Annotated in this window: 8 protein-coding genes; 7 read left to right on the top strand and 1 reads right to left on the bottom strand. The window is 37.3% G+C overall.

Annotation, left to right across the window (positions count from 1 at the left end; translation table 11 throughout):
• Positions 1–8 precede the first annotated feature (8 nt).
• From K319_RS0113435 to bglX, 6 genes are all read left to right on the top strand, one after another.
• Positions 9–1,556 (top strand): RagB/SusD family nutrient uptake outer membrane protein, encoded by a 1,548-nt coding sequence (locus K319_RS0113435; RefSeq protein ID WP_027384062.1) that lies wholly within the window; start codon positions 9–11, stop codon positions 1,554–1,556.
• Between the two features lie 18 nt (positions 1,557–1,574).
• Positions 1,575–2,639, top strand: a complete 1,065-nt coding sequence (locus K319_RS0113430) for a LamG-like jellyroll fold domain-containing protein (protein WP_027384061.1) — start codon at positions 1,575–1,577, stop codon at positions 2,637–2,639.
• Between the two features lie 89 nt (positions 2,640–2,728).
• Positions 2,729–4,120, top strand: a complete 1,392-nt coding sequence (locus K319_RS0113425; protein WP_027384060.1) for a glucoamylase family protein — start codon at positions 2,729–2,731, stop codon at positions 4,118–4,120.
• 22 nt (positions 4,121–4,142) lie between these two features.
• Positions 4,143–5,528, top strand: a complete 1,386-nt coding sequence (locus K319_RS0113420; RefSeq protein ID WP_027384059.1) for a glucoamylase family protein — start codon at positions 4,143–4,145, stop codon at positions 5,526–5,528.
• A 327-nt stretch (positions 5,529–5,855) separates the two neighbouring features.
• Positions 5,856–6,563: a carboxylesterase family protein gene (locus tag K319_RS0113410; RefSeq protein ID WP_027384058.1), complete on the top strand. Its 708-nt coding sequence runs from the start codon at positions 5,856–5,858 to the stop codon at positions 6,561–6,563.
• Positions 6,564–6,667: 104 nt separating this feature from the next.
• Positions 6,668–8,995 (top strand): beta-glucosidase BglX, encoded by a 2,328-nt coding sequence (gene bglX, locus K319_RS0113405; RefSeq protein ID WP_027384057.1) that lies wholly within the window; start codon positions 6,668–6,670, stop codon positions 8,993–8,995.
• A gap of 173 nt (positions 8,996–9,168) precedes the next feature.
• Here bglX and K319_RS0113400 read toward each other — a convergent pair whose 3' ends face one another.
• Positions 9,169–10,527, bottom strand: a complete 1,359-nt coding sequence (locus tag K319_RS0113400; RefSeq protein ID WP_027384056.1) for a PQQ-dependent sugar dehydrogenase — start codon at positions 10,525–10,527, stop codon at positions 9,169–9,171.
• Between the two features lie 224 nt (positions 10,528–10,751).
• Here K319_RS0113400 and secD point away from each other — a divergent pair, with 224 nt between their 5' ends.
• A complete protein-coding gene (secD, locus tag K319_RS0113390; RefSeq protein ID WP_027384055.1) occupies positions 10,752–13,661 on the top strand; it encodes a protein translocase subunit SecD in 2,910 nt (969 codons plus the stop codon).
• Positions 13,662–13,821: the final 160 nt, after the last annotated feature.

Raw genomic sequence — 13,821 nt, 5'->3', positions numbered from 1 at the left:
TAAACAAAATGAAACAAATAAAATATATAAAAACAGTATTGCTTGCTGGAGTTATTGGTTTATCAAGCTGTGATAGTAAGCTAGATGAACCAATGGAATTGGATGCAGGTAATAGTTATGACTATAGTAGCGCTAGTGGTGCTAAGGGAGCGGTTATGGGGGCTTATGCAACTCTTGTAGGCCAAAAGCTTAATGCTACAGGGACATATGATGAAACAGGGCTGGGATGGGAACAAATTCCGTTGATATCCGTACGGGGTGATGATGTTAACGCTGGAGGTAAAGGTGATCAGGCTCCTTTTACAGATACTGATAACTATTCATATGACCGTAGTTACTGGATGTATAATTCTCTATGGGAAATTTGGTATCAAAGAATTGTACAAGTTACAGCACAGATTGAACAATTGGAAAAGTTCAGAGCTGGCGGTGTTAATTCTCAATTAATAGATCAATATATTGCAGAATGTAAAACTCTTAGGGCTTTTTATACGCTTGAAATATCTAGAGTTTGGGGTAAGGTTATCGTGATGGAAGTTTTAGATCAAAGCCAATTGACTCTTAGATCGAAAGATGATGTGATGTCTTGGATATCTGCTCAAATGGATGAATCTATTCCTAACCTTCCTGATATGAGACCTAATCAGCGTACTGATATTAAAGGTGGTGTAACTAAATATACAGCTTTGGCAATTAAAGCAATGGCTAATCTTGAATTAAAAAATTATCAAGGCGTAGCCGATGCCACTGGCATTATCATTAATTCTGGAAAATTTACACTTTATAGTGATTATTATGAATTATTCAAAACACCAGGTAAATTAGCTGACGAGAATTTATTGGAAATCCAATATTCTGACTTTGGTGTTGGAACTGGTAATAATGTAAAACATCTTTGGGATTTTTATGGGCCAACAAGCTGGACTCCATCTGTAACGGGAGCAGGTGCAGGTTGGGGATTTTATGAGCCAAGCCAGAAATACATTAAGTTTATGCTTAGCAGAAACGAACAAAAGAGACTTACTACAAATGTATTATTTACACCAGATGGAATTTCTAAAATTAAAGAAGATCCAGCATATTCGACACTTCCTTCTTGGGTATCTAATACTACTCCAGATAATGATGTAATAAACAATTCTGCAAGAGCATTATTCTTCAGTGGAAAGCATTATTTACCTTCTAATCAATTGATTCCCAATAGGCTTAGTTATGGTAGTAATAAAAATTATATCATTACGAGATATGCAGAAGTATTGTTGATGTATGCGGAAGCTGTTGCTAGAGGTGCAAGTCCAACTGCGGGAACAGCTGTTAATGCGGTAAATATAGTAAGAAGTAGAGCTGGATTAGGGGATTTAGCTTCTGTTACCGCAGATCAGGTTATGGACGAAAAATATGCTGAATTAGGTATGGAATGGGGAATCCGTTACTTTGACATGGTAAGATTAGGTAATACTGCCGCATTAAGCTATGATGGTAAAACATTTACTATGGACAAGCAATTTTTACCATATCCATTGGCCCAGATAGAAAAAATACAGTCATTAGAGTAATTAAAATAGACATATAAAATGAAAAATATAATAAAATTAACCTTTGCTTCTATAGCTTTATTGGCTTTGTCGACAGCTTGTTCGGAAGGATATATTGATGACATCAGTCAAATTGCTACTGGAGAGGATAAATTGGCTCCAACTGTAGAGATTTTAAGTCCTACGGGAAATATATTTATACCATCAACTGCTTCTGGATCAAATATGAACTTTCAATATAAAGTTTCTGATGATATTGAAATTGGGAATGTAGAATTATTTTTAGATGGAGTTAAACTAGCTAGTTATAATGAATTTATTGATTATAGAAATTTGAATAGTAGTTTTAGCTATAATAATCTTGGTTTGGGAAGCCATACCTTCATGGTTAATGCTAAAGATCTTACTGGCAAAACTGCAACTAAATCATTTACATTTAATATTGATAAATACAATAAACTTCTCGATGCAGAAACTCTTTATATGCCTTTCTCTTCTGGAAATATATTTACGGATCTCATTAGTACTAATAATCCTACAGTTGTAGGATCTCCACTTACATTTTCTGGAGGTCATTCTGGATCTGCGTATCAAGGTGTAAAAGATTCTTATTTGAGTTATCCAATTGATAATTTGTTTGGAGCAAAAGAGCTAAGTATAGCATTTTGGTATAAAGTTGATCCAACGCAAGAGAGAGCAGGTATTGTAGTCGTTGGAGATCCTGATGAAACGAACAATGATGATGGGAGAAAAAAAGGATTCCGTTTGTTTAGAGAAGGGGCAAATAAATCAATAAAATTAAATGTAGGTATCGGATCGAGCGATTCATATAATGTTTTTGATTTGGGATCCGCTACTGGTTGGGTTCATATTACGGTAACTATTTCTGAATCAGAATCTAAAACCTATTTAAATGGTGTGCTTCAAAGTACATCCACTTTATCATCACCAATTAGCTTCAATAATTGTAAGAATGTAGTTATTGGTTCTGGAGGTCCTACATTTGCCTATTGGGATCATTTCTCTGATACTAGTGGCATTGATGAATTTAGATTTTTCAACAAAGCATTAACTCCGACAGAGATTCAAACGATAATGCAATAAAATACTTAACTTAGTATTATAGAAAATTAATAAAAAACACTTTATGGAAACCCATAAAGTGTTTTTCATAAAAAATGAAAAAGATGATTATGAAAGATTTTTTTAAAATAGCCGCCTTGTCCGCAACTATTTTATTATCATATAATTGTTCAAGTTCAAGCGATTGGGATGTTAATGATTCATCAGTCGGAATACCTCAGAATCCTGCGACAGTCTATACAGATTCCCAAATCACAGAAATGGTGAAAAAAGATGCCCTAAAATATTTCTGGGATTTTGCACAGTCTAATTCCAAGCTCGCAAGAGAAAGATATCATACAGATAATCCAAGTGACGATGCTAATACAGTGACAACAGGTGGGTCAGGATTTGGTTTAATGACAATTTTAGTAGGAATCAAGAATGGTTATGTCTCACAAGCTGATGCAGTTTCGAGATTAACAACCGCTCTTGATTTTTTACAAACAGCCAACCGTTTTCATGGAGCATGGCCACATTGGATCAATGGGACAAACGGAAATGTACTTTCTTTCAGTACAATGGATAATGGAGGAGATCTGGTAGAAACAGCATTTCTTGCACAAGGTTTGATCTGTGTAAGAGAGTATTTTAAAAATTCTACTAACGCTTCAGAATTAGCATTGGCACAAAAAGCAGACGACCTCTGGAAAGGAATCGAATGGAAATGGTACACAAAGGGAGAAAATACGCTTTATTGGCATTGGTCTCCAAATTATGATTTCCAAATGAATATGAAACTGCAAGGTTTTGATGAAACTTTAATTACATATATTCTTGCAGCTGCTTCTCCTGATTATTCAATTGAAAAATCGGTTTATCAAAATGGATGGGCAAGAAACGGAGCTATTAAAACGTCTGGTTCTCAGTTCGGGATTCCCTTAGTTGTAAATCACAATGGAGCTACTGGGACGGTCGGACCAATGTTCTGGTCACATTATTCATTCTTAGGATTGGATCCCAGAGGTTTGTCAGACGAATATGTCAATTATGGTGATGCAACAACAAACCATGCGAAAGTGATGTTTCAATATTGTGTAAGCAATCCAAAAGGATGGCAAGGTTATAACTCAAAAAGTTGGGGACTTACAGCAAGTTATTCCAGAAATCAAGATGGAACTACAGGGTATTCTGCACACCAGCCTAATAATGATTTAGGAATTATTTCTCCAACGGCAGCCATTTCTAATATGCCATATACACCTACGGAAAGTATGAATTTCTTGAGATTTCTTTACAATGAAAATTATTCTAAGCATGTTGGTATAGCTGGACCATATGATGCCTATTCTATTCAATACAATTGGGTTACGCCGAGATATTTGGCAATTGACCAAGGAACGATTGCTCCAATGATTGAGAATCATCAATCTCAATTCTTGTGGAAATTATTTATGAATGCTCCGGATGTGAGACAAGGGTTGATTAAACTAGGTTTCCATTCAACAATGTATGGATTTTAATTCATTTTAAAAATTAGATTAAATGAACAAAATAATATCACTATCAATCGTTTCCTTAGCATTACTTACATCTTGCACAAGCAAACAACTGACTGAAAATAAAACTTCTGAAAAACAAAGATTAGAACTGACCGACAACCAGCTAATGGATAAAGTTCAAAGCGATGCACTCAAATATTTCTGGGATTTTGCAGAACCAAACTCATTCTTGGGAAGAGAACGATATCATGAAGACAATATTTATCCGGACAATGACAAACATGTTATTACAACAGGAGGTTCGGGATTTGGATTGATGACCATTCTGGTGGGCGTGGATAGAAAATTCATTCCTCGTCAGGAAGCTGTTAAGAGATTGACGCATATCGCAGATTTTCTGGAAAAAGCAGACCGTTTTCACGGTGCCTGGTCGCATTGGATCAATGGTGAAACGGGAAAAGTTGTTCCATTTGGCAAAAAAGATAACGGCGGAGATTTGGTTGAGACAGCCTTTCTTGCTCAGGGAATGATCTGTGTCCGCGAGTATTTCAAAAATGGAAATGAGGAAGAAAAAGCTTTGGCTGCAAAAATGGACAAGCTTTGGAAGGGCGTAGAATGGAATTGGTACACAAAAGGCGGGCAAAAAGTTCTTTACTGGCATTGGTCACCGACTTACGGCTGGGAAATGAACTTTCCGTTAGAAGGCTATAACGAGTGTCTCATCACTTATGTCATGGCTGCCTCGTCTCCTGATCATTCCATAGATTATGATACTTACAACAAAGGTTGGACCCGCAACGGAACCTATACAACGGACCGCACAAAGTATGGTCTTCCGCTTTATGTAAAACACAATTATGCCGAAGAATATGGTGGACCATTATTTTGGAGTCAGTATTCCTATCTGGGATTGGATCCAAGGCAATTGTCGGACAAATATGTGAAGAATTATTGGGACCTGAACAGAAATCAGGTGTTGATAGACTACAAATATTGCTTAGAAAACCCACTGAAATTCAAAGGTTATTCTGAAAAATATTGGGGACTTACCGCAGGTTATACCAGAAACAAAGATGGTTCTACGGGTTACGCTGCACATCAGCCTATGAAAGAGGATTTGGGCGTTATTGTACCAACTGCAGCACTTAGTTCCATGCCTTATACCCCGAAGGAGTCCATGGCATTCCTCAGATTTTTATACGAAGAAAAACCAAATTTCATAGGACAGGCCGGGCCTTACGATGCTACTTCTATCAATTTCAACGATTGGTTCACACCCCGATATTTGGCAATCGATCAAGGAACCATTGCGCCAATGATAGAGAATTATCGTTCTGGTTTATTATGGAATTTGTTTATGAATGCGCCGGATATAAGAGCCGGTTTGAAAAAAATCGGGTTCAAATCAGAAAAGCATAAGATAGATTAGCAAAAAGTATTATCTTTAGGGCGGAATATTTATTGTCTCATTTTGATTCAATAAATATTTTTAGAGCTTGATCCCGCTTTCCGTTGCAATCTTTTGCTTTTTCATATGTGAAAAAAAAGCAAAAGGATTTCCACTACAATCGGGGCTATGGGATTCAGCATAATTATAAAGCTTAGACATACAAATTAACATTTTGTATCTTTGGTAGCAAAGTATGTGTAACAAAACGAATAATGGTAAAAATGGATTAATGTATTTGCTTTCAATAACAAAACAAATTGATTGTAAGTCTTTTATCTTTATTCTATTTTCTTTTATCTACTTATTATGACCTTAAAACTAAAATATCTTCCTCTTTTACTTTTAGGATTTACAACATTTTCCAACGCTCAGGAGATCAGGTCCGAGTTTAATAAGGAAGTGAAGATTCAGAAAAAACTTTCTTACCTTCTGGATATTCCAGAAAATCCCAAAACAAAACTTCCATTGATCGTTTTTCTTCACGGTTCTGGCGAAAGAGGAAATGATTTGGAAAAAGTAAAACTTAACGGTGTTCTCCAACATAAAGATTTAATCAAAGGACCTGTTGCGATTTTGGCACCTCAATGTCCCGCAAATACTTGGTGGGATACAGATACGGTTTATTTTCTGATCAAAGAGATTTCTGAGAAATATAAAATCGACAAAGACAGGATCTATCTTACAGGACTATCGATGGGAGGCTGGGGAACTTTGAAATTGGCAGGAGAGCATCCGGAAATGTTTGCCGCAGTCGTATCTGTCTGCGCTCCAACAGATCGGGTAATGTGGGCAAATATTCACAATTACAAAGATATGAACCTGAAAATTTTTCACGGCGGAATGGACGATGTTGTTCTTCCGGAAAATGCTTTCAACTTCTATCAAAAATTGCATCCGATCAACCCAAAAGCAGAATTGGTTATTTTCCTAAATGACAATCATAATTCTTGGGATTCTACCTACTCAGACCCTAAGTTATACGAGTGGATGCTAGCATTCAAAAAGAATCAATAAAAATAATATATATAATGAAATCGCCTTTAAGAATTTTGAAAAAAAGATAAAGTATAGATGATAGGCGATTCCATATGACAATTAATAAAAAATAAATACTACATATGAAAAAGTTTGTGATCCTTGCTGCTTTGGCACTTTCGCCCTATTTTTTGGCACAGGAACTTATAACCAGACCGGTTCAGTCTTATCAAACCGAAAAATACCAATCTAAGAAAAAAGCGTTCATCGATAATTTGATCTCAAAAATGACCTTGGATGAAAAGATCGGACAGCTTAATCTTCCCGGTGCAGGCGATTTTACTACAGGCCAGGCCCAAAGTTCTGATATTGGGAAAAAGATTGAGCAGGGCTTGGTTGGCGGATTGTTTAACATCAAAGGTGTTGATAAGATCCGTGATGTGCAGAAAGTGGCAGTAGAAAAAAGCCGATTGAAGATTCCGATGATCTTCGGGATGGATGTGATCCACGGTTACGAGACATCTTTTCCTATTCCATTAGGATTGGCCTCTTCCTGGGATGTGAATTTGATCCAGAGATCAGCCCAGATCGCAGCTCAGGAATCTACGGCAGATGGCATCAACTGGACCTTCTCCCCGATGACAGACATCTCAAGAGATCCAAGATGGGGTAGAGTTTCCGAAGGTTCTGGCGAGGATCCATATCTGGGAAGTGAGATCGCAAAAGCAATGGTTTTTGGTTATCAGGGAAATGACCTTTCGAAAAATAATACGATGTTGGCTTGTCTGAAACACTTTGCGCTCTACGGAGCTCCGGAAGGTGGACGAGATTATAACACGGTTGATATGAGTCATATATCGATGTTCAATAATTATTTTCCACCTTATAAAGCTGCTGTGGAAGCGGGTGTAGGCTCTGTAATGGCTTCTTTTAATGAAGTTGACGGCGTTCCTGCAACTGGAAATAAATGGTTGATGACGGATGTTCTTAGGGATCAATGGAAGTTCAAAGGTTTTGTAGTGACAGATTACACAGGGATCAACGAAATGGTCGATCACGGGATGGGAGATCTGCAACAGGTTTCTGCTTTGGCAATGAACGCAGGAATTGATATGGATATGGTTGGCGAAGGTTTCCTGACAACTTTGAAAAAATCAGTTTCCGAAGGAAAAGTTTCTGAAAAAACTGTGACAGATGCTACAAGAAGGATCCTGGAAGCTAAATATGACCTTGGTCTTTTTGATGATCCTTACAGATATACAGATTCCAAAAGAGCCCAGAAAGAAGTTTTCAGCCCGAAACATTTGGAGGCAGCAAGAACTATTTCTGCAAACTCTATGGTTTTGATGAAAAACGACAAACAAATCCTTCCGCTTAAAAAATCGGGAACTGTTGCTGTAATTGGACCGTTGGCCGATAATTCTGTGAACATGCCCGGGACTTGGAGTGTCGCTGCAAAACATGCGAATTCTATTTCATTATTAAGAGGTCTTAAGGAAACTGTTGGTAAAGACGTTAATTTCCTTTTTGCAAAAGGAAGCAACGTTTATGAATCTGCAGCAATGGAAGAAAAAGCCGCTATGTTTGGAAAAAATACTGACAGAGATAACCGCCCTGCGGACCAGATCAGGAAAGAAGCACTTGAAATCGCAAGCAAAGCTGATGTCATTTTATTAGCAATTGGAGAAAGTGCGGAAATGAGTGGGGAATCCAGTTCCAGAACTGATATCGGAATTCCGGAAACTCAGAAAGAATTGTTGAGGGAACTTAAGAAAACCGGGAAACCGATTGTATTAGTTCTATTCACGGGTCGTCCATTGGTTTTAACGGAAGAATCTGAACTGGCAGACAGCATCCTGAATGTCTGGTTTCCGGGAAGTATGGCCGGATATGCTATTTCCGATGTTCTTTACGGAAAGGTAAATCCTTCAGCAAAGTTGCCAATGACTTTCCCAAGAAGTGTAGGCCAGGTTCCAATATACTATAATGCTAAAAATACAGGTCGCCCATTAAGCACGGAAAATACAGAAAAATGTACTTTTGAGAAATTCCGTTCCAATTACTTGGATGAATGTAACACGCCGCTTTATCCGTTCGGATATGGGTTGAGCTATACTAATTTCAATTATTCTGATGTTTCTGTTTCAAATACAAAACCGGCAGGAGATACTTCGATTGAAGCTACGGTTACGCTTACTAATAATGGAAAATATGATGGAGCAGAAGTAGTTCAGCTTTATATCAGAGACCTTGTTGGAAGCATTACAAGACCAGTTAAGGAATTGAAAGGTTTCCAAAAAGTTTATCTGAAAGCGGGAGAAAGTAAAAAAGTGACTTTCAAGATTTCTCCTGAAGATTTGAAATTTTATAACAGTCAATTGAAATTCGATTGGGAAGCAGGAGATTTCGATATCATGATCGGAACCAACTCTCACGATGTGAAAACGACCAGGATCACTTGGACAAAATAAAATTTGTTTCAATTAATTAATAATAAAAAAGCCTTTCGGAATTTACTTCTGAAAGGCTTTTATTATAAGATGCCTCGATATTCTCAGTATGATAGGCAAAGGCTTGTTGGTCTGAGCAGCTCTCGAAAATTCAAAAAGTGTCAGTCAGAGGTTCTCGAAGACTTTTAATATTCCTATTCCTTAATAATTTTTTGACTCATTATTTTAACATCATCTTTTTTCAGTACCAAGATATAATTTCCAGATTTCAAAGTAGAAACATCAATACTTTTATCATTCTCAGCAACATTGGTATTTAGGATTTCTCTTCCCGATAGATCCAAAACTTCTGCTGTCAGATTTTTATCATTGATGTTTTTAATAAAAATGAAATCTTTTGCCGGAATTGGAGAAACTTGAATTGGATTTTTGTCAGCATCAGAGACTGCCAAAATATTTGATTTCACTTTAAATATTTTTCCATTTGAGGCCGCAATATAAAGCTGTTTCTGATTGTCTTCGCCAAACGTTGTAAAATTGTTTCCGGAAAAAGCTGATGTCCACGTAATGGTTGTGTTGTCAAGAATCCCGATTTGAGTTGAACAGTAATCTGCAAAAATGTATTTCCCTACCAGGTCAGGATAAAGATTGCCTCTGTAAACATAACCGCCGGTAATGGAGCATTTTCCGCCGGAATGGTCATAGTCTACAACAGGAAAGGTCATTGTTGAAGCATTGGCACAACCGGCGGTGTTGTATGCATTATTTCCTTCATAGCATCGCCATCCGTAGTTGATTCCCGCTGAAGTTGTGGGAACTCTGTTTATTTCTTCAATCAAATTCTGGCCAACATCAGCAATCCAAATATTATTGGTTGTTTTGTCAAAAGAATATTTCCAGCCATTCCTTAATCCGTAAGACCAAATTTCATCAGCTCCGTCTGTTCCAACGAAAGGATTGTCAGGAGGAATATTGTAAGCATTTTCGGAATTAACATCAATTCTCAAAAGTTTTCCTAAAAGCGAGTTTTTGTTTTGTCCGTTGTTATTAGGGTCGCCGCCGCTTCCTCCATCTCCTGTTGAGATCCAAAGATAACCATCCGCTCCGAAATGAATGCTCCCTCCATTATGATTGGTAAAAGGTTTCTCAATAGATAGCATGACTTTTTCTGTCGTTGGATCTGCCGTATTTGGATCAGCAGAATTGGCAGTGAATCTGGAAACGGTTATAGTTCTACCGGCTCTGTTGTAATAAACATAAAAATAACGGTTGGTTGCAAATTGCGGATGAAAAGCCAAGCCTAGTAACCCCATTTCCCCACTGAAGTTGACCCTGTCCGTAATGTTCAGAAAATTATTGGTTTCAAAAGTTCCATCGGTATTCAGTATTCTGATAGTTCCGGACTGCTGAACTACAAAAAGTCTGTTGTCGTTTGTGGGAGAAGCAATTATTTCAACAGGATTTGAAGCTGTTGCAAACTCTTCTAATATGATTTGCTGTGCAGATAGTCCCGAAGCCAAAGCAAACGAGAGAATGAATAGTAATTTTTTCATAACTTATTATTTTATAGATTTTTAATAAAGTTACCAAATTTAATGCCTGAGCAGATGGTAAATTATTTAATTCTTAATAAACCGAAATTTTATCTCATTTTTTTGCTGAATAATCACATTTGGATTCAATATAAAAAGTATAATGCAGATTTCTCATTTTCAAATTCTTATTTCCATGATAAATCATTATATTTGCCGACTTAATTTATATATATCGTAAGAAAATGCAAGGAAAAGGACTCGTTACATTAGTTGCCATCGTTCTTGGATTGATTTGCCTTAATGAGCTTCTGCCTTCTTTCTATGCCAATAAAATAGAAAAAGAAGCAAAAGCAATTGCAGGAGAAAATCCAGTGAAATATCAAGCTGAGATTGCAAGACTTTCTAAAGACACGCTTAATCTAGGTTTTACAAAACTGGATTATGCGTCTGCAAAACAGAAAGAAATGAAACTCGGATTGGATCTTAAAGGTGGTATCAACGTATTATTGGAGATCAATCAGAGAGATCTGGTAAATGATCTTAGTAATTACTCTACAAATGCTACTTTAATAGAAGCGCTTAACAGAACAGACAAAGCACAGAAAAACTCAAGTAAACAATACATCGAGGATTTCTTCACGCAGTTCGATGCTGTTAATCAGGAAAAAGGAACGAACCTGAAACTTGCAGATCCTGAGATCTTCGGGAATACGAATCTTTCCGAGATCAAATTCAACACGCCGGATGATCAGGTTAAAAATATTGTAAGAAAGAAAATCGATGCATCTGTAGGTACGGCATATGAAGTTCTTAGAACACGTATCGACAAAATGGGTGTCACGCAACCAAACGTTCAGAGAGTTCCCGGAACTGGAAGAATATTAGTGGAAATGCCTGGTATCAAAGATATCGACAGAGTTAAAAAGATGTTGGCAACTTCCGCCAAGCTTCAGTTTTGGGAAGTTCAGCTAGCACAAGAGGTTGTACCATATTTTTCTCAACTAGACCAGTTGGTCAAGGCTAAGGGAGATTCTATAGGCGTTCCAAAAACAACGAATTTAATGAACTTGATTCAATTGAATTCTACGCCTGGAAATGCTGTTGCTAATGTTAAATTATCGGATACAGCTGTCGTAAATAAATTACTTAATAGTGATGCTGCTATCAAAGCAAGACCTGTTAATTTGAAATATACCCAGTTCATGTGGGGTTACAAGCCTGAGAATAATACTTCTAACAGTCTTGTATTGTACGCTATCCGTGGAAATATCACTCAGAAAGCACCAGTGGACGGTGCTGTAGAATCTGCAAATATCAATTATGACCAATTGGGTCGTATCGTTGTAGATATGCAGATGGATTCTCAGGGTGCTCGTGATTGGAAGGCAATGACAGAGAAAAACAAAGGTAAAGTGGTGGCTGTAACTTTAGATAATAGAGTTTATACAGCGCCTTCTGTAAATGATGTGATTCCTAACGGTAGAACTCAGATCTCCGGAAACTTTACCCAAGAAGAAGCTAAAGACCTTGTAGATGTTCTTGGAGCCGGTAAATTGCCGGCAGGTGCCAAAATTGTACAAGCAGATGTTGTAGGCCCATCTCTTGGAGCTGAGTCTATCAACGATGGTATTATGTCATTCCTTATTGCATTTGCTATTATCATTGTTTACATCATTTTCTATTATGGTGGAGCAGGAGTCTATGCAGTTATTGCAATGACTATCAACTTATTCTACATCTTCGGAATCATGGATTCTATAGATGCAACATTGACGCTTCCTGGTATTGCAGGTATTGTATTGTCAATGGCATTGGCAGTGGATGCAAATGTTATCATCTACGAAAGAACGAAAGAAGAATTGTTCCTTGGAAAAGGAATTATGGAAGCTTATAAAGATGGTTTCAAGCACGCGATCTCTGCGATCATCGATGGTCATGCAACTACTTTCATCACAGCATTGATCCTTTATGTCTTCGGAACTGGACCTATCAAAGGTTTTGCAGTAACGTTGATGATCGGATTGGTAATGACATTATTTACTTCGGTATTGTTATCGAGAGTGATGATCTTCAGCAGACTTGAAAAAGGGAAATCTCTTTCTGTCTGGACGGCACCAACTAAAAATCTTTTCAGAAATACTTGGCTTGATTTCATTGGAAAAAGAAAATGGTCATACATTATATCAGGTATATTAATGGTGATCGCAATTGCATCTATCGCAATCAACGGATTCAAATATGGTATTGATTTTACAGGTGGACGTAACTATGTGGTGAGATTTGAAAAACCTGTAGATGCTGAAAAAATTGAGAGCAGTATTGGTAAATTGATGGTAACCGCAGATGGTCAAAACAACATTGTAGAAGCTAAAACTTTTGGTAACTCTTCTCAGTTGAAGATCACAACAGATTATTTGATTGATGACGAGTCTCTGCAAGCCGATCAGACTGTGGAGCAAAAAATTTACGAAGGACTTAGATCTGAATTACCAGCCGGTATGACTTTGGCAGAATTCAAGTCTGCAGATAAAGGGCATGCAGGGATTGTTTCCTCTACGAAAGTAGGACCTACAGTTGCAGATGATATCAAGACCCACGGGATGTTGGCTGTAGCTGCATCATTGATTGGTATCTTTATCTATATCCTGGTAAGATTTGACAAGTGGCAGTTCTCGCTTGGAGCGGTTGCAGGTCTATTCCATGATACTGTGGTTATCCTTGGGGTTTACTCATTATTCTACAAAGTAATGCCTTTCAATATGGAGATCAATCAGGATTTCATTGCGGCGATTCTTACAGTGATTGGATATTCCATCAATGATACGGTGATTATCTTTGATAGAATTAGAGAATACCTGCGTGAGAAGAAGGCATTGACTTTAGCGGGATTATTCGATGATTCAATATCCAGTACGATCGGTAGAACGTTCAACACGTCTTTCACTACGATTTTGGTGATCCTTGCGATCTTCATCTTCGGTGGGGATAACTTGAGAGGATTTATGTTCTGTTTATTGATTGGTATTGGATTCGGTACTTATTCATCTATTTTCATTGCATCTGCTACGGCTTATGACTTCCTGAAGGGAAAGAAAAAGGAAGATAAGGTGACAGGGAAATCTTCGATCAGCAATGCTGAAATAGTGAAATAATTTTCTTAAAATATATAATCAAAAGCTCTCAAGAAATTGGGAGCTTTTTGTTTATGGTTTTAGTTTTAAGAATGGTTACAGTAAAGTTCAAAGCTAAGTGTATTGGATATTACAGGCTGTAATGTGTCGTCATAGGCATAGCTGGCCAGGTCTACTTCTG

This window comes from Epilithonimonas caeni DSM 17710 (assembly GCF_000426465.1).
Taxonomy (GTDB): domain Bacteria; phylum Bacteroidota; class Bacteroidia; order Flavobacteriales; family Weeksellaceae; genus Epilithonimonas; species Epilithonimonas caeni.
The sequence above is the reverse complement of the archived record's forward strand: the minus strand, read 5'-3'. Positions and strand labels throughout refer to the sequence as shown.

What these genes read in the sequence shown, in the direction of transcription:
- K319_RS0113410 (WP_027384058.1), top strand. Translation starts at nt 5,856, where the DNA reads ATGACCTTAAAACTAAAATATCTTCCTCTTTTACTTTTAGGATTTACA.
- K319_RS0113400 (WP_027384056.1), bottom strand. Translation starts at nt 10,527, where the DNA reads ATGAAAAAATTACTATTCATTCTCTCGTTTGCTTTGGCTTCGGGACTA.
- K319_RS0113420 (WP_027384059.1), top strand. Translation starts at nt 4,143, where the DNA reads ATGAACAAAATAATATCACTATCAATCGTTTCCTTAGCATTACTTACA.
- bglX (WP_027384057.1), top strand. Translation starts at nt 6,668, where the DNA reads ATGAAAAAGTTTGTGATCCTTGCTGCTTTGGCACTTTCGCCCTATTTT.
- K319_RS0113435 (WP_027384062.1), top strand. Translation starts at nt 9, where the DNA reads ATGAAACAAATAAAATATATAAAAACAGTATTGCTTGCTGGAGTTATT.
- secD (WP_027384055.1), top strand. Translation starts at nt 10,752, where the DNA reads ATGCAAGGAAAAGGACTCGTTACATTAGTTGCCATCGTTCTTGGATTG.
- K319_RS0113430 (WP_027384061.1), top strand. Translation starts at nt 1,575, where the DNA reads ATGAAAAATATAATAAAATTAACCTTTGCTTCTATAGCTTTATTGGCT.
- K319_RS0113425 (WP_027384060.1), top strand. Translation starts at nt 2,729, where the DNA reads ATGAAAGATTTTTTTAAAATAGCCGCCTTGTCCGCAACTATTTTATTA.